The 16,316-nt window shown below is 74.4% G+C and carries 14 protein-coding genes; 7 read left to right on the top strand and 7 right to left on the bottom strand.

Going from position 1 to position 16,316, the window contains the following annotated elements:
- Positions 1-3: 3 nt before the first annotated feature.
- Together HL663_RS13740 and HL663_RS13735 are read right to left on the bottom strand one after the other, a co-directional pair.
- On the bottom strand, positions 4-1,323 hold the full coding sequence (locus HL663_RS13740) for a lipopolysaccharide biosynthesis protein (RefSeq protein ID WP_173028902.1): 1,320 nt from the start codon (positions 1,321-1,323) through the stop codon (positions 4-6).
- A 30-nt stretch (positions 1,324-1,353) separates the two neighbouring features.
- Complete coding sequence (locus HL663_RS13735) at positions 1,354-2,067, bottom strand: class I SAM-dependent methyltransferase (protein ID WP_173028901.1); 714 nt, start codon at positions 2,065-2,067, stop codon at positions 1,354-1,356.
- Between the two features lie 65 nt (positions 2,068-2,132).
- Here HL663_RS13735 and HL663_RS13730 point away from each other — a divergent pair, with 65 nt between their 5' ends.
- Both HL663_RS13730 and HL663_RS13725 read left to right on the top strand, forming a co-directional pair.
- Positions 2,133-3,848 carry an MmpA family trehalose lipid delivery protein gene (locus tag HL663_RS13730; RefSeq protein WP_173028900.1) on the top strand — a complete coding sequence of 572 codons (1,716 nt, stop codon included), beginning with the start codon at positions 2,133-2,135 and terminating at the stop codon, positions 3,846-3,848.
- Between the two features lie 42 nt (positions 3,849-3,890).
- A complete protein-coding gene (locus tag HL663_RS13725; RefSeq protein ID WP_157577530.1) occupies positions 3,891-4,031 on the top strand; it encodes a DUF2613 family protein in 141 nt (46 codons plus the stop codon).
- Here the strand turns inward: HL663_RS13725 and HL663_RS13720 are convergent.
- The 3 genes from HL663_RS13720 to HL663_RS13710 are packed head-to-tail and all read right to left on the bottom strand — an operon-like array spanning position 4,016 to position 8,630.
- Positions 4,016-5,152, bottom strand: a complete 1,137-nt coding sequence (locus HL663_RS13720) for a glycosyltransferase family 4 protein (protein WP_173028899.1) — start codon at positions 5,150-5,152, stop codon at positions 4,016-4,018. The two genes, HL663_RS13725 and HL663_RS13720, sit on opposite strands and share 16 nt — an antisense overlap.
- Complete coding sequence (locus HL663_RS13715; protein WP_173028898.1) at positions 5,149-7,182, bottom strand: hypothetical protein; 2,034 nt, start codon at positions 7,180-7,182, stop codon at positions 5,149-5,151. The genes HL663_RS13720 and HL663_RS13715 overlap by 4 nt, the downstream gene beginning before the upstream one ends.
- Positions 7,179-8,630, bottom strand: a complete 1,452-nt coding sequence (locus HL663_RS13710) for a bifunctional glycosyltransferase/class I SAM-dependent methyltransferase (RefSeq protein ID WP_286175630.1) — start codon at positions 8,628-8,630, stop codon at positions 7,179-7,181. The genes HL663_RS13715 and HL663_RS13710 overlap by 4 nt, the downstream gene beginning before the upstream one ends.
- A 113-nt stretch (positions 8,631-8,743) precedes the next feature.
- On the opposite strand from HL663_RS13710, the gene HL663_RS13705 reads away from it, so the two are divergent.
- Positions 8,744-9,586: a 2OG-Fe(II) oxygenase gene (locus HL663_RS13705; protein WP_173028897.1), complete on the top strand. Its 843-nt coding sequence runs from the start codon at positions 8,744-8,746 to the stop codon at positions 9,584-9,586.
- Here HL663_RS13705 and HL663_RS13700 read toward each other — a convergent pair.
- Positions 9,525-10,772 carry an acyltransferase family protein gene (locus HL663_RS13700; RefSeq protein ID WP_173028896.1) on the bottom strand — a complete coding sequence of 416 codons (1,248 nt, stop codon included), beginning with the start codon at positions 10,770-10,772 and terminating at the stop codon, positions 9,525-9,527. The genes HL663_RS13705 and HL663_RS13700 overlap by 62 nt on opposite strands.
- Before the next feature lie 137 nt (positions 10,773-10,909).
- On the opposite strand from HL663_RS13700, the gene pgfA reads away from it, so the two are divergent.
- Positions 10,910-11,854, top strand: a complete 945-nt coding sequence (gene pgfA / locus HL663_RS13695; RefSeq protein ID WP_173028895.1) for a cell envelope lipid trafficking protein PgfA — start codon at positions 10,910-10,912, stop codon at positions 11,852-11,854.
- A gap of 19 nt (positions 11,855-11,873) precedes the next feature.
- Here the strand turns inward: pgfA and HL663_RS13690 are convergent, their stop codons facing one another.
- Positions 11,874-12,674, bottom strand: a complete 801-nt coding sequence (locus tag HL663_RS13690) for a class I SAM-dependent methyltransferase (protein WP_216842568.1) — start codon at positions 12,672-12,674, stop codon at positions 11,874-11,876.
- Between the two features lie 154 nt (positions 12,675-12,828).
- Here HL663_RS13690 and rpsA point away from each other — a divergent pair, with 154 nt between their 5' ends.
- The 3 genes from rpsA (at position 12,829) to HL663_RS13675 (ending at position 16,314) form a co-directional block, all read left to right on the top strand.
- Positions 12,829-14,322, top strand: a complete 1,494-nt coding sequence (rpsA, locus tag HL663_RS13685) for a 30S ribosomal protein S1 (protein WP_173028894.1) — start codon at positions 12,829-12,831, stop codon at positions 14,320-14,322.
- Positions 14,323-14,491: 169 nt separating this feature from the next.
- Positions 14,492-15,457: a carbohydrate ABC transporter permease gene (locus HL663_RS13680; protein ID WP_173028893.1), complete on the top strand. Its 966-nt coding sequence runs from the start codon at positions 14,492-14,494 to the stop codon at positions 15,455-15,457.
- The gene (locus HL663_RS13675; protein WP_286175629.1) at positions 15,454-16,314 is read left to right on the top strand and encodes a carbohydrate ABC transporter permease; all 861 of its coding nucleotides are present in this window, start codon (positions 15,454-15,456) and stop codon (positions 16,312-16,314) included. Before HL663_RS13680 ends, HL663_RS13675 begins: the two co-directional genes overlap by 4 nt.
- Positions 16,315-16,316 lie beyond the last annotated feature (2 nt).

Raw genomic sequence — 16,316 nt, 5'->3', positions numbered from 1 at the left:
GCCTCAGCGGACGGCGGGCTGCTCGGGGGAGGACGCGTCCTCGGCCAGCGGCGGGTCGACCGCGACGACGGCCGGGTCCTCGCCCGGCCCGGTGCGGGCGAGGAGGTAGCCCCCGAGCACGACGAGCAGCAGCGCGTCGAGGGCGAGCTTGACCAGGAGCAGCTCGTGGGCGGTCGCGACGGTCAGCGAGAGCGCGGCGGTGGCCGCGAGCGCCGCCCAGAGCAGGAGCACCGCGCGCGGGTGCCGCCGGGCCAGCGCCCCGTAGACGAGCAGCTGCACCATCGCGAGCACCGTGCCGAGGCTGGCGAAGAGCCACAGGTCGGGGGCGACCGGGGCGTAGGCCGACCCGCCGACGAACGCGAGCGCGAGCCCCCGGAGCAGCAGGACGCCGGCGACCGCGACGAGCCCCAGACCGAGGATGGCCCCGAGGCCCCACGCGTGCGTGCGCCGCAGGTCGTGGCCGCGGGCCATCCGCGGGAAGAGCACGACGACGACGAACTGCGGCAGGAAGAGCATCGCCTTGGTGAGGACGAGGCCCGCCGCGTAGTGCCCGGCCTCGTCGCCCGGCAGGACGACCCGGGCGAGGAGCACGTCGACGTTGGAGACGGCGAAGAACGCCAGGAGGGCGTAGGCGCTGTGCACGACCTCGCGGGCGACGCCCTCCCGCTCCCACGTCCGCCGGACGGCCTCGGGGACGGCGCCGACGGGGACGGCGGTGCGCCACCGGCCCGAGCGCCGCAGCGCGACGGCGCCGACGACGACCGGGGCCAGCGCGGCGACGGCGACCCCGACGAGCGCGGCGGCGGCCGACCGCTCGACGAGGAGCGCGAGCCCCCCGGCCACGAGCCGGGCGGTGCCCATGACGACGTAGAGCAGGGCGAGGGCGCCCCAGCGCTGCTCGCCCTGGAGGATGCCCGCCTGCCCGCCCATCACCGTGAGCAGGCCGGCCGCCACGGCGAGGCAGACCGCGCCGACGACGCTGTCGAGGCGCAGCCCGCCGACGACGAGCGGGACGGCGAGCACCCCGACGAGCGTCACGCCGGCGGCGGCGCGCAGCGTGGCGGTGAGGACGTCGTGGGCGATGCGCGACGGGTCGCCGGTACTCGTCGAGACGCGGCGGGCTCCCGTGGCCTGGAGGGCGAGCGAGACGACGTTGAGGACGATGAGCGCGCCGAGGACGCTGGAGAACTGGCCGAACTCGTCGGGCCCGAGCAGGCGCGCGCAGGCGAGGGTCAGCCCGTAGGTCGTGAGGTTCATGACCCCGATGGCGGCCGCCATCGTCGCGCCCCCGAGGACGCCCGTGCGACGTCGCCGGCTGCTCACCGGCGCAAGTTACCACCGGGTAGAGCCGGATCAGTAGGGGTCGTCGCGCCCGGTGTGTCCGAGGAGGCGCGCGAGCGGGCGCAGCCGCAGGCGCAGGAGGACCTTGACGACGACGTTGCGCGCCCACCACGGCAGCTCGGCGAGCATCCGGGCCCGGTCGGCGGCCGACGGCGCGGCGACGACGAAGCGGGCCATCGAGCCGGTGCGGCCCCGGTAGGCGAGCGAGCGCCCGGGCAGCACGTGGCGCAGGAGGGCGAGCGTGACCCCGACCGACGAGAAGGCGTCGTGGACGAGCAGGGTGCCGCCCGGCACGAGGTGCGCGGCCCAGCGCAGGTCGTCGGTCACCGTCCAGTAGTCGTGCTTGCCGTCGACGTGGAGGACGTCGACGGCGCCGACCCAGCCCCGACGCGCGTCGGCCGAGGTCGTCGCGAGCACCGTGACCCGGTGCTCGAGGCCGAGCCGCGTGAGGTTCGCCCCGAGGAGCCCTCGCACGGCCGGCCCGGCGTAGCGGCGGGTCCGGACGAAGGGGTCCACCGTCGTCACGGCGACGTCGGGCCGGGCCGCGGCGAGGACGCAGGTCGAGCGGCCCTGGTGCGCGCCGATCTCGAGGACGCGGGCGGGGCCGGGGTGGACCGCCCGGACGGCGGTGTGCAGCAGGCGGGCCTGCGCCGGCGTCAGCCAGCCGGGGATGCGGTCCACCTGCTGCCAGAGCGCGTCGAAGCCCTCCGGGGTGGCGTCGGGCACGGGGGCCTCCGGGCGTCGGTGATCTAGGGTGTGGCTCCGGACCGGGCCAGCATAGGGAGGCCGTGATGGTGGCCCCGACGTGGCCGGGCGGGCGCAGGGCGCGCGAGGCGCTGCTCGACCTCTGGGTCCTCGTCCCCGTCGTCGTCCTCGGGTGGCCGCTGCTGACGCGGGGCGGGTACCCGTTCGCGCGCGACCTCGTCCTCACGCCACGGCTGCCGCTGCGCCCCGAGTCCGTCGGCCTCGGGACGTCCTCGCCGCGGGCGGCGCCCCTCGACGCCGTCGTCGGCGTCCTCTCGCTCGGGGTGGACGGCGCCGTGCTCGGCCGCCTGGCGGTCCTCGGGGGACTCGCCCTCGCGGGGTGGGGGGCGCACCGGCTGGCCGGGCCGCTCGGGGTCCCGGCGCGGCTGCTCGTCGGCGCCCTCGCCGTCTGGAACCCCTTCGTCGTCGAGCGGCTCGGGCTCGGGCAGTGGGCGCTCCTGCTCGCCTACGCCGCGCTGTGGTGGGTCGCGCACGCGGCGGTCCGGGCCCGCGCGGACGGACGGCTGCTGCCGCGGCTCGCGCCGTGGCTGGCGCTCGGGGCGCTGACGCCGACCGGTGCGGTGCTCACCGGCGCCGTGGCGCTCGCGGCCGGCCTGCGGCGACGGGGAGCCGGAGGGCGGGCGGACCTCGGCCTGCTCGGCCTCGTCGGCGCCGCCCAGCTGCCCTGGCTCCTGCCCTCGCTCCTGTCCTCGGCGACCGCCACCTCGGACCCCGCCGGCGTCGCGGCGTTCGCCGCCCGTGCCGAGCTCCCGGGTCCGGCCCTCCTCTCCCTGCTCGGCCTCGGCGGGGTGTGGGACCGCCTGAGCGTGCCCGGCAGCCGGTCCGGCGTCCTCGGGGCGCTCACGGTGCTCGTCGTCCTCGCGGGGCTCGTCGCCGGGTGGCGGCGCGGGCTGCCCGGGCGCCGCCTGCGTGCGTGCGGGCTCGTCGGGCTGCTGCTCGCCGCCCTGACCAGCGTGCCGCTCGGCGAGCAGCTCGTCGCCGCGGGCACCGACGTCGTGCCGGGCCTGGGCCTGCTGCGCGACGCCCAGAAGTGGCTCGCCCCGTTCGTCGTCGTGGCCGTGCTCGGGGTCGGGGCGCTCCTCGACGTCCTGGCCGGGGCGGTCGCCCGGCGCGCGGCCGCGCTGTCGTCGACCGTGCTCGTCGTCGCGCTCGCGCTGCCGTTCGTGCTCCTGCCCGACGGCGCGGTCGTCGTCCACCGGGTCCTGGCCCCGAGCCGCTGCCCGGCGGAGGTGGGGCAGGTGGCGGCGGCGGTCGACGGCCGCGACGGGCTCCTCGTCTCCGCGCCGTGGCGGCTCTACCGGGCCTACCCGTGGGCGACGGCCTACCCGACCTACGACCCCGCCTCCCGGCTCTACGACGTCCGCGTCGTCACGAGCGACGCGCTGGCCCTCGGCGACCGGACGCTGCGGGGCGAGGACCCGCTCGCGGCCGCCGTCGGCCGGGCGCTGGACCCGGTCACGCCGGCGTCCACGCCCGCGCTGCGCGCGCTCGGCGTGCGGTGGGTCCTCGTGACGCGGACCGACCCCGACGGCCCGGCGCTGCTCGAGGACCTGCGCCGCGACCCCGGCGCCCGGCTGGTGGTCGACGGCCCCGACCTCGCTCTTCTCGAGCTGACGGGCCCTCGCGCCGCGGAGCCCGGGGTCGCCCCGGCGGCGCTCGTGGCGGTCGTCGGGACCGACCTCGCGGTGCTCCTGCTCCTCGTCGGGGTCGGGCTCTCCCGACCTCCCCGGGGGCGCCCCTGAGGTCTGTTACTGTGGCGTAGTTTCTCGACAGGAAGGCCGCGGATGTTCGGCAACGTGATCGCCCCCGCCGTCGCGGGCATCGCCCTCGCGCTCGCAGGGATCTTCGGGCTCGTCTCCTCGCAGACGGCGGCCCCTGCCGAGAACCCCGCCAGCCAGCCGGTCATCGTCTACGGCGCTCGCTGAGCCCGGCGGCGGCCCCGCCGCCGCGTCGCCTCCTCCTGCAGGACGGCCTCCAGCTCCTCGACGGAGCGCCCCCAGCTGAGCCCGGCGGCCCGCTCCCGCGCGGCCTGCCCGGCGGCCTCGGCGTCGACCCTCCCGCCGAGCACGGCGTCCAGGGCGGCGGTCAGCCCGTCCCGGTCCTCGACGAGCCACCCCGTGACGCCGTCCTCGACGGACTCCTGCAGGCCCCCGCTCGAGCGGTACCCGACGGTCGGCGTGCCCTGGGCGGCGGCCTCGGTCACGGCGATGCCCCAGCCCTCGCGCACCGACGGCAGGGCGAGCACGTGGGCGGCGGCGAGCAGCCGGTCGCGCTCGTCGTCGTCGACCCACCCGTGGAAGCCGACGACGTCGTCGACGCCCAGCCGGGCCGCCTCCTCGCGCAGCCGGTCGGCCCACCACCCGGTGCCGACGACGTCGACCCGGAGCGCCGGATGGCCTGTGCGCAGGGCGGCGGTGGCCTCGAGGACGTGCTCGACCTGCTTGTGGGGGACCAGCCGCGAGAGCACGACGACCCGGGGCGCTTCCGCGCGCGGTCCGGCCGACGGCCGCGGCACGAGCCCGTTGCGCACGACCGTCACCGCGCGGGCGGGCACCCCGAGACCGACGAGGTCGTCCGCGGTCGAGCGCGAGACGGTGACGTGCGGCGCGCGGCGGTAGAGCGCCGGCGTGACGCGGGACTCGACGAACCAGCCGAGCCGGCCGCGCCAGTCGGGGTAGATCATCCGCCACTGTTCGCGGTGCACGTGGTGGACGAGCGCGACGACCCCGGTCCGCCGCACGAGGGGGGTCGCGAAGGGCAGGCCGTTGATGACGTCGACGACGACGTCGAGCGAGCGCCGGTGGCGGGCCACCCAGAGCAGGCCGTGGAGGTACACGGTGAGCCGTCCGCCGCCCCGGACGTGGACGACGCCGTCGACCCGCTCGCCGGCGGGCGTGCCCGGCGGCCGCGCCGTGACGACGACGACCCGGTGGCCGCGGGCCGCGAGCCCGGCGGCCATCTGCTCGACGTACACCTCGCTGCCGCCGGCCTCGGGGTGGGCGGCGTCCCGCCAGGAGAGGAACGCGACCCGGAGGGGGCGGCTCATCCGGAGGTCCCGACGACGCGGGGGCACAGCGTCGTGGGGCGGCCGACGCCCTCGGCCACGGTGACGCCGAGCTCCTCCGCCCGGGCGGGGTCGGAGGCGACGACGAGCCGGCCGGGGTGGATGACCCAGTCGGCGTCGATGCGCTGGCTCGGCAGGACGGCGACGCGGCCGCCGGGCGTCGAGGTCACCTCGACCACGGACAGGTGCGGGTCGGTGCCGATGCCGACCGTCGTCGAGCTCTCGGGGTAGACGCCGTACCAGGGGCCGCTGCGCAGGGTCTCGCCGTCCTGGACGACGACGCGCACGGTGCTGTCGGCGCGGGTCTGGAGGTAGACCTGCCGCTCGACCGACCCGGCGTAGGTGGCCAGGAGGATGCGCCCGGGACGGACGTCGCGGTGGACCGTGACCCGCACGACGGTCGGCGCGGCCTCGACGAGCACCCACGGCTCGTAGCGGTCGCCGGTCGCGAGGTAGAGGGCCCGGCACCCGGGGGTCGCGGCGAGCGTGTCGGGCGCGGCGTCGGTCGGCAGGTCCCCGACGTCGCGCAGCACCGGCGGGCCGCGCAGCCCGAGCGCGTGGTCGACCCGCTCCTGGAGCGAGAGCAGCCGCACGAGCGGCTCGCCGCGCCCGACGGTGGCGCTCGACCACAGGCCGGAGACCACCTGCACCGCCATCGACCACGCCGTGAGTACGGCGAGCACGCCGAGGACGACCCCGGCCCGGCGCCGGGAGCCGCGCAGCAACCGGGGCAGGACCGTCCACAGCGCGACGACCGTGCCCACGACGAGCACGGGCACGAACTCGCTCGTGTAGCGGTTGGCGACGTACCCGTAGGCGAGGATCCCGCCGGGGACGACGGCCGCCCCGAGCAGCGGGACCCCGAGCACCCGCAGCGCGCGGTGGTCGCGCAGGAGGAGCAGGCCCGGGACCGCGGCGAGCGCGAGGGCGAGGAGCAGCGGCGCCGTCGTCGTGACGCTCGCGGTCCGGTAGGTCTGGTCGAGGACGACGCCGTCGCGCACGACCGGCGGCGCGTCGGGCAGCGAGACCCACGGGAACCACGGCGTCAGCCGCAGCCCGCCGGGGGAGAGGTAGGCCTGGAGCGTCGTCGGGAGGAACTGCAGCCCGGTGATGTGCCCGCCGTTGGCGGCGAGGGCCTCGCGGCGGTGGGCGTTGACGCCGGTCCACACCTGGTCGGCGAGCGGGAAGAGGTACGGGTGGCCGAACTTGACCTGGTTGAGGGCGACCGACAGCAGCAGCGGGACGAGGGCCGCGGCGAGGAAGCCCCCGGCCAGGCGTCGCCCGTCGGGGCGGGTGCGCCCGTCGACGAGCCACCACGCCGCCCCCGCGAGCAGGGTCGCGCCGATGACCGCGAAGCCACCGGTCGTGCGGGTCATGACCGCCGCGAGGACGAAGGCGGCGAGCCAGCCGAGCGAGCGCCGGTCGGGGGACCACGCCGCCCGCGCCAGCCAGTACAGCGCGCCGACGACCGTCGCCACCGACCACGCGTAGACCTCGTGGTAGACCCACGGCAGGCCGGCGTCGAAGGTGAGCACGGTGCCGCCGGTCAGCGCGGCGAGCAGGACCGCGGCGGCCGCGGCCTCCCGCCGGCCCGGCACGCCGTCGCCGCGCACGACCCGGCGGGCGAACCAGAGCAGCTTGGTCGCCATGACCGCCGTGACCAGCCACGCGAGGGCCATCGAGAGGACCGTGAGCCGTCCGTCGAACTCGTGCGTGACGAGCATGACCGGGACGCGCAGGAGGGCCGGGAACGGCGGGAAGTACATGTACGTCCGGCCGCCGATCTCGAACCCCTCGATGCCGAGGCTGCCGGCCGGCAGGTCGAGCCGGCCGTCGAGGAGGGCCTGCGCCTGCAGGTCGAAGAAGTTCGAGGCGTACCCCAGCCCGACCGCCGTCCGCCCCGGGTTCCACCCGAGGTCGAGCAGCACGAGGAGCTGGACCAGGGCGCCGGTCAGGCACCCCGCGAGGGTGGCCGCGACGACCCGGGGGTGGAGCGGGGCCGGAGCCGTCACGCGGGCCCGAGGCGGTAGAGCAGCTGGTAGCCGAAGAGGGTCGGCCAGCCCCGCACGGCGGCGCGGTCGGCCGCCCCCACGGCGCGCAGCACGTCGACCCGACGGCCCCCGGTGCGTCCCCGGTCGAGGACGTCGACGGGGACGCCGACGACGTCGCGCTCGAGGACGGTCAGGCCGCTGCGCGCGACGAGCCGCTCGAAGCTGCGCCGGGTGAAGAAGCGCAGGTGCCCCTCGTCGAGCGGACCGCGGCTGTCGTAGTCGAAGCGCCCGACGGCGGTGCGACCGCGGGGGTACCAGTGGCCGAAGTTCGGCACCGACACGAGGATCTCGCCGCCGTCGGCCAGGCGCGCCGTGATGTCGCGCAGCAGCGACTCGGGGTCGGCGACGTGCTCGAGCACGTCGGCGGCGACGACCCGGTCGTAGCCGGCCCCGACCGCGTCCGGCAGGCCGCGCCCGAGGTCGGCCTCGACGAAGCCGTCGAGCCGCTCGCCGACCCCGTCGTGCTTGACGAGGTCGACCCCGACGACCTCGTGCCCGGCGCGGCGGGCCAGCGCGCCGAACGCGCCGTCGGAGCAGCCGACGTCGAGGACCCGGCCGGCGGGCGCGGCGTCGAGCCACGCGAGCAGGCGGCCGTGGCTGGAGTGCGGGGAGGGCTTGAGCTCGTAGGCGTCGGGGGCCCCGGGCGTGCGGTGGGCGCCGAAGCCCATCCGGCCGGCGCGGTGCCGCAGCACGTCGCGGGCGACGTCGCGCGCGTAGGCCATCCCATTGACGTAGCAGATCTCGTCGCCGTAGTAGGTGGGGATCGGGACCTCCTCGACCCGCTTCCCGGCGTCGAGGAGCCCGAGGATGATCTCGGTGTCGAAGTCGAAGTCGTCGCTGTAGGTGTCGAGGGCGAGGTCGGCCAGGGCGTCGACCCGGTAGGCCCGGTAGCCGCTGTGCCACTCGCTGAGGCGGGCGCCGGTCATCGCGTTCTGGAAGGTCGTGAGGATCCGGTTGCCGACGTACTTGTAGACCGGCATCCCGCCCTTGAGCGCCTGGCCGCGCACCATCATCCGGGAGCCGAAGACCGCGTCGGCGCGCCCCTGCGTCAGCGGGCGGACGAGCTCCTCGATGACCTCGGGGGCGTACTGCCCGTCGCCGTGGAGGAGGACGACGACGTCGAGGCCGTGCCCGATGGCCCAGCGGTACCCGGCCTTCTGGTTGCCCCCGTAGCCGAGGTTCTTCTCGTGGCGCACGACGGTGAGCGGCAGGTCGGTCGTCTCGCGGTAGGCGAGACCGATGGCGTAGGTGTCGTCCTGGCTCGAGTCGTCGGCGAGCAGCACGTGGTCGACCTCGGCCCGGAAGGACGCGGGCAGCCGGTCGAGCGTCTCGACGAGGGTCGTGGCGGCGTTGTACGCGACGACGAGCACGCCCACGCGGGGGCTGCCGGCGGCGGCGGTCTGGGTCATCGGTGTCCGTCCTGGGTGGGCGCGGGTCCGCCCGGTCGAGGCGGCGTCGCGACGTCGCTGGATTGTATGTGACCCACCAGTAACGCCGCGCCACCTCGTGCCATAGTGGCGCCATGCCGAGCCAGTACCTCGACCTCGAGCGGCTCGAGGCCGCCCTGCCGCAGGCCAGCGCCGCCTACCGCGCGGCCGACCCGTTCCCCCACGTCGTGCTCGACGACGTGCTGCGCCCGGAGGCCTTCGCCGCGGCCGTCGAGGAGTTCCCCGGCACCGACGACCCGTTCTGGCGGGGCTACCTCCACGTCAACGAGACGAAGTACTCCAACACCGTCCCGGACTCGTGGGGGCAGACCCTGCGGGCGATCGCCGCCGAGCTGTGCGCCCCCGCGTTCGTCGCCTACCTCGAGCAGCTGACCGGCATCGAGGACCTCATGTCCGACTGGTCGATGGACGGCGGCGGGCTGCACCAGACGCTGCGCGGCGGGCACCTCAACATCCACGCCGACTTCACGACCCACCACGAGCACGAGAACTGGGCGCGACGGGTCAACATCCTGCTCTACCTCAACGAGGAGTGGCCGGCGGAGTGGGGCGGCCGGCTCGAGCTGTGGGACCCCGCGATGACCGCCTGCCGCGCGCGGGTCGCGCCGAAGGGCAACCGGATGCTCGTCTTCACGACCTCGGCGGACAGCTTCCACGGCCACCCGGACGCCCTGACCTGCCCGCCGGGGGAGGCGCGGCGCTCGCTGGCCCTCTACTACTTCACCGAGGAGGACCACGCGGTCCGCCGCGCGACGAACTACCGGGCCCGCCCGGGGGACGGCGCCAAGCGCGTCGCGATCTGGGCCGACCGCCAGGCGCTCGACGTCTACGACCGCGCGAAGCGGCGCCTCGGGCTCAGGGACGAGACGGTGCAGAAGGCGCTGTCGCGGGTCCAGCGCCTGCGCCGGCGCGGCTGAGCGCGGGCTCGTCGAGCAGGGGCAGGGCCGCCAGCTCCTCGCGGTCCGCGGGCCGCGCCCCGAGGCGTCGCTGCACCCACGCCTCGACCGGCCGCTCGACGTGGCGGACGGTGACGGCCACCGCCAGGGCCAGCAGCACGAGGGCGAGGGCCGCCTTGGCGGGGGCCGGCCAGGTCGGCACCCGCTGGCCGACCCCGAAGAAGATCGGGTAGTGCCACACGTAGACCGCGAGGCTGGAGCGACCGAGCGCGACGAGGGGGCGCCAGCCCAGGACCCGGGAGAGCCGCCCCTGCGCCGGGAGGCCGGGGGAGGCGACGATGACGGCGACGACGGCGAGGTTGGCGGCGACCCCGCCCCAGCCGAGGTAGGCGTCCGAGTTGCCGAGGACGAGCACGAGGACCGCGAAGAGGGTCAGCGCGTAGCTGACGACCGTCCCGGCGACCGCGCGCACCGGGCGCAGCCACGGCCAGCAGACGGCGGCCAGGGCGCCCCAGAGCATCCCGTCCATCCGGGTCGTCGTGCGCAGCAGCGCGGTGGTCAGCGGCTCGACGTCGGCGACGTGCGCCCGCCAGAGCGTGCAGGCGAGGAGCAGCCCGCCGAGGGTCAGCGCGAGGACGACGCGGCGGTGGCGCAGGCCGCGGACGAGCGCGACGAGCAGGAGGGTCACCTGCACGTAGACGGCGGTGTACCAGAGGTGGCCGAGGTCGGCCCGCGCGAGCAGGGCCTGGCTCTGGAGGTAGACGTTCCAGCCGAAGGTGCCGACCCACAGGACCGAGCGCTCGGTCTGGGTCTCGACGACCTCGCCCCCGCCCTCGGCCAGCGCGACGAACCAGACGAGCAGCAGGAGTGGCCAGGTCTGCGACGAGATGCGCACGACCCGGGTGAGGACCGCGAGGCCCGGCCGCTCGGCCGCGATGGCCCCGACCCGGCCGGCGTCGTCGTCGCGGGTGCCGGCCCGGCCGATGAGCGAGCGGGTCAGCAGGAAGCCGGCGACGACCAGGAAGACGGTGACGGCGATGTTGCCGCTCTGGAGGAGGTGCAGGAGAGGGGGCACCCCGGCGAGGGTCTCGATCGACCACAGCGCCCACATGTGGGAGAGGACGACGAGGACGATGGCGACGCCACGGACCCAGTCGAGGGCGGTCGAGCGGCTGCTCGCCGTGCTCGGCGCGGCGGCGGCGGTCATGGCGCGCGGGCCTCCCGGGTCGGTGCGGACGGGGCCGCCGGGCGTCCTCGCGCCACGCGGCCTCCGCGAGTCATGTTACCGGCGGGTTGCCTCCTGCTACATTTCGTCCGACATCGAGCCCAACGGAGGGTCCAGCAGTGCGCGGAATCGTGACGAAGCTCCTCGTCTTCCTCGGAGCGTTCCTGGTGACGACCGCGATCCTGTCGCTGGCGTACGCCTCGGGACAGGTGCAGAAGACCCCCCTCGACGTCGACACCGTGACCCGGTTGTCGGGCGAGGCCCAGGTGGCCGGCCCGGACGGGCTCGAGAACACCCCGGTCAAGGCCGTGAGCATCACCCACGCCGACTCCGAGCTGAGCACCGGCGACGTCGTCCTCTTCCAGAACTCCAGCTGCCTCGTGCGCGACCCCGACGGCAACGCCCCCGACTGCGTCGCCGCGGACGACCCGTCCAAGGCGCTGCTCTCGGCGAGCACCGACACCTTCGCGACCGACCGCCGCACGGCGATGCCGGTCAACGACTTCGCGAACCTCCCGGCCGACGCCGCGCCGAAGGAGGGGCTGGTCAACAAGTTCCCGTTCGGTGTCGAGCAGAAGACCTACCCGTTCTGGGACGGCCTCGTCGGCGGCGCCGTCGACGCGACCTACCAGGGCGAGGAGGACGTCGACGGCCTGGCCACGTACAAGTTCCTCGTGTCGGTCAAGGACGCCCCGATCCAGATCACCGACGGCGTCGCGGGCACGTACTCGACGGACAAGACGATGTGGGTCGAGCCGACGACCGGCTCGATCATCGACCAGAAGGAGCACCAGGTCCGGCTCCTCGACGACGGGTCGCCCTTCCTCGACCTCACCTTCGGGTTCACCCCCGAGACGGTGAAGACCAACGTCGACTCCGGCTCCACCAACGCCTCGCAGCTCGGCCTGCTCACCCGCACGGTGCCGCTCGTCGGTGGCATCCTCGGCGTCGTCGCGCTGCTCGGGGGGCTGGCCCTCTGGCTGGCCGGCCGCCGCGGCGGGCGCCACGGTGCGGCGGACGAGGGCGGGACCCTCGAGCGCAGCCGGGTCCCCGCCGGCCGCTGACCCCCGCGCGGGGGCGGGCTCAGCCCGGGCGCTCGGTGACGAGGATCGCCGTGCCCGGCAGGACCCGCCCGCGCAGGGGCGACCAGCCGCCCCACTCCGCCTCGTTGCGCTCGGGCCACTCGGGCTCGACGAGGTCGCGCAGCACGAGCCCCGCCGCGACGACCTGGCGCACGAGGTCGCCGAGGGTGCGGTGGTGCTCGGTGTACGTGACGACGCCCGCCTCGCTCTCGACGTAGGGCGTGCGGTCGAAGTACGACTGCGAGACCGTGAGGCCGGCCGGCCCGGGCACGTCGGGGAAGGCCCAGCGCACCGGGTGCGAGGTCGAGAAGACGAAGCGCCCGCCGGGCCGCAGCACCCGGGCGGCCTCCCGCAGCACGGCGCCGCTGTCGGCGACGAAGGGGATGACCCCGTAGGCGGTGAAGACCCGGTCGACGGAGGCGTCGGCGAGGGGGATGACCGTGCCGTCGCACTGGAGGAGGGGGAGCGGCGTCGTGCCGCCCCGCGCGTCGAGCCGGCGGCCGGTGCGCAGCATCCCCGCCGAGAGGTCGCTCGCGACGACCCGGACGTCGTGGGTGCGGGCCAGCCAGCGCGAGCACTGGGCGGCGCCGGCGCCGATCTCGAGGACCGTCATGCCGTCGCGCACGCCGAGCAGGTCCAGCTCGGCCTCGGTCCAGCCCTCCGGGCCCCAGACGAAGGCGTCGTCGCCGAGGAAGGCGCCGTGCTCGGCGTAGTAGTCCTCGGCCTCGCCGTCCCACCAGGAGCGGTTCGCGGCGAGGGTCTCGGCGGCGTCGACGGGTCGGCGCCCGGCCTCGGAGGTCATCGGTCGGCGCTCCCGACCGGTCCCGGTCCCGACGTTTTGCCCGCCACGGCCGCGGCCGAGTAGTCTGGCCCGGCACACGTGTGCCCTGCGTGGGTCGCGCGTGCGCGCGAAGCATCCCATCGATTCCATCTGTCCACATCGGAGTTCCTACTACATGACTGCCAGCACGGTCGCCAAGACCGCCCCCCAGATCGCGATCAACGACATCGGATCTGAGGAAGACCTCCTCGCCGCCATCGACGCGACGATCAAGCACTTCAACGACGGCGACATCGTCGAGGGTCGCATCGTCAAGGTGGACCGCGACGAGGTCCTCCTCGACATCGGCTACAAGACCGAGGGCGTCATCCCCTCGCGCGAGCTGTCGATCAAGCACGACGTCGACCCCAACGAGGTCGTCAAGGTCGGCGACGAGGTCGAGGCCCTGGTCCTCCAGAAGGAGGACAAGGAGGGTCGCCTGATCCTGTCCAAGAAGCGCGCCCAGTACGAGCGCGCGTGGGGCACGATCGAGAAGATCAAGGAGGAGGACGGCGTCGTCACCGGCACCGTCATCGAGGTCGTCAAGGGCGGCCTCATCCTCGACATCGGTCTGCGCGGCTTCCTCCCGGCGTCCCTCGTCGAGATGCGTCGCGTCCGCGACCTCCAGCCGTACGTCGGCAAGGAGATCGAGGCCAAGATCATCGAGCTCGACAAGAACCGCAACAACGTGGTCCTGTCGCGCCGTGCGTGGCTCGAGCAGACGCAGTCCGAGGTCCGCACGACCTTCCTCAAGGAGCTCGGCAAGGGCCAGGTCCGCACGGGTGTCGTGTCCTCGATCGTCAACTTCGGTGCGTTCGTCGACCTCGGCGGGGTCGACGGCCTCGTCCACGTCTCCGAGCTGTCCTGGAAGCACATCGACCACCCGTCCGAGGTCGTCGAGGTCGGCGACGAGGTCAAGGTCGAGGTCCTGGACGTCGACATGGACCGCGAGCGCGTCTCCCTGTCGCTCAAGGCGACGCAGGAGGACCCGTGGCAGCACTTCGCCCGGACCCACGCGATCGGCCAGGTCGTCCCGGGCAAGGTCACCAAGCTCGTCCCGTTCGGTGCGTTCGTGCGCGTCGACGACGGCATCGAGGGCCTGGTCCACATCTCCGAGCTCGCCGAGCGCCACGTCGAGCTGCCCGAGCAGGTCGTCACCGTCGGCCAGGAGATCTTCGTCAAGGTCATCGACATCGACCTCGAGCGTCGCCGCATCTCGCTCTCGCTCAAGCAGGCGAACGAGGACGGCGCCGGCCAGGTCGAGTTCGACCCGACGCTCTACGGCATGGCCGCGGAGTACGACGAGCAGGGCAACTACAAGTACCCCGAGGGCTTCGACCCGGAGACCAACGAGTGGCTCGAGGGCTTCGAGACCCAGCGCGAGGCCTGGGAGAAGCAGTACGCCGAGGCGCACTCCCGCTGGGAGGCGCACCGCGCCCAGGTCGAGGCGTTCGCCAAGGCCGACGCGGAGGCCGCCGGCGGCAGCGCCGAGACCTCGTACTCCTCGGAGTCGGGCTCGTCGTCCTCCTCGAGCGAGAGCTCGCCCCGCCCGCAGGTCACCCAGTCCGAGGGCACGCTCGCCTCGGACGAGGCCCTCGCCGCGCTGCGCGAGAAGCTCACCGGCAACTGAGCCACCGCGCCGTCACGGCGCACCGGCTCTGCCACGAGGGGCCCGGACCATCTGGTCCGGGCCCCTCGCCCGTGTCCGGACGTGACGCGTTCACAGTTGTCACCTTCCGGACGGAACTCGTTCACGCCGAAGCCCCCGTGGGTCCGACGACGCGGTTAGGGTCGGCCGCGTGCCGCCGACGTCGACGACCCAGCCCGATGTCGCGCGAGGGGGAACCGCCGGCCCGCCAGCGCCGGTCGGCCCCCCTCCGCGACGCTCGTCCGGACGCGCCTGGGAGTGGTCGCTCGCCGCGCTGCTCCTGGCCCCGAACCTCGTCCTGCTCGTGGTCTTCACCTACCGGCCGCTGCTCGACAACATCCGCCTGTCCTTCACGGACTGGAACATCTCGGCGCCGGTCGCGAACCCCGTCGGGGTCGCCAACTACGTCGAGTGGTTCGGCCGCGAGGACACCCGCACCGTCCTCGGGAACACGCTCGTCTTCACCGTGGCGACGGTGGGCATCTCGATGGCTCTCGGCCTCGGGCTGGCCGTCCTCCTCGACCAGCGGCTGCGCGGGCGCAACCTCGTCCGCTCGGCGGTCTTCGCGCCCTTCGTCATCTCCGGAGCCGCGGTCGGCGTGGCCTTCCAGTTCGTCTTCGACCCCAGCTTCGGGCTCGTGCGCGACCTCCTGGCCCGCATCGGCGTCGAGGCGCCGGACTTCTACCAGCGCTCCGGCTGGGCGCTGTTCATGGTGACCTTCACCTACATCTGGAAGAACCTCGGCTACACCTTCGTCATCTACCTCGCGGCCCTCCAGGGCCGGCGCGCGGACCTCGACGAGGCCGCCGAGATCGACGGCGCCTCCCCGTGGACGCACTTCCGCAAGGTGCTCCTGCCGCAGCTGCGCCCGACGACCTTCTTCCTCTCGATCACCGTGCTGCTCAGCTCGGTCCAGGTCTTCGACATCATCAACGTCATGACCCGCGGCGGACCCGTGGGCGACGGCACGATGACGCTCGTCTACCAGGTCTACCGCGAGACGTTCGTCAACCAGCGGGCCGGCTACGGCGCGACGGTCGCGACCGTCATGTTCCTCATCCTCCTGCTCGTCACCGTCGTCCAGGTGCGGATCATGGACCGGGGGCAGCGGTCGTGACGGCGCGCGCGCACGGGGCCGAGGCCGCCTCGCACCGCTCCCGCGGGATGACCGTCGCCGGCTACGCCGGGATGGTCGTCGTCCTGCTCGTCGTCGGCGTCCCGCTCTTCTGGATCGTCATCACCTCGCTCAAGGAGCGCGGCGACATCTACGTGCAGCCGGCGCAGTGGCTCCCCGACCCGGGGACGACCGCGAACTACCGCGACGTGACGACGCGCATCCCGTTCCTCGACTACTTCCGCAACTCGGTCATCATCACGCTCGTGCTCTCGGCGTCGAAGATCGTCCTCGGGGTCATCAGCGCGTACGCGCTCTCGCTGCTGAGGTTCCCCGGCCGCAACGTCGTCTTCCTCGTCGTCATCGCCGCGCTCATGGTGCCGAACCAGATCACGGTCATCAGCAACTACGCGCTCGTCGCGCAGCTGGGCTGGCGGAACACCTTCCAGGGCATCATCATCCCGCTCGCCGGGGTGGCCTTCGGGACCTTCCTCATGCGCAACCAGTTCCTCAGCCTCCCGGGCGAGATCATCGAGGCCGCCCGCCTCGACGGCGCCGGCCCGATCAAGCTGCTCTGGCGGGTCGTGCTGCCGATGTCGTGGCCGACGCTCGTCGCCTTCTCGCTCATCACCGTCGTCAACGAGTGGAACGAGTACCTCTGGCCGTTCCTCATGTCCGACGACCAGCGCACCGCGCCGCTGCCGGTCGGCCTGACGCTCCTGCAGAACAACGACGGCGTCACCAACTGGGGTCCGGTGATGGCCGGCACGGTGCTCGCGATGCTGCCCGTGCTCGTCCTCTTCCTCGTCCTGCAGCGCCAGATGATCAAGGGCCTCACCGCGGGGGCCGTCAAGAGCTGACC

The sequence above is a fragment of the Arthrobacter sp. NEB 688 genome (assembly GCF_013201035.1).
In the GTDB taxonomy this organism is placed as follows: domain Bacteria; phylum Actinomycetota; class Actinomycetes; order Actinomycetales; family Dermatophilaceae; genus Phycicoccus.
The sequence above is the reverse complement of the archived record's forward strand: the minus strand, read 5'-3'. Positions and strand labels throughout refer to the sequence as shown.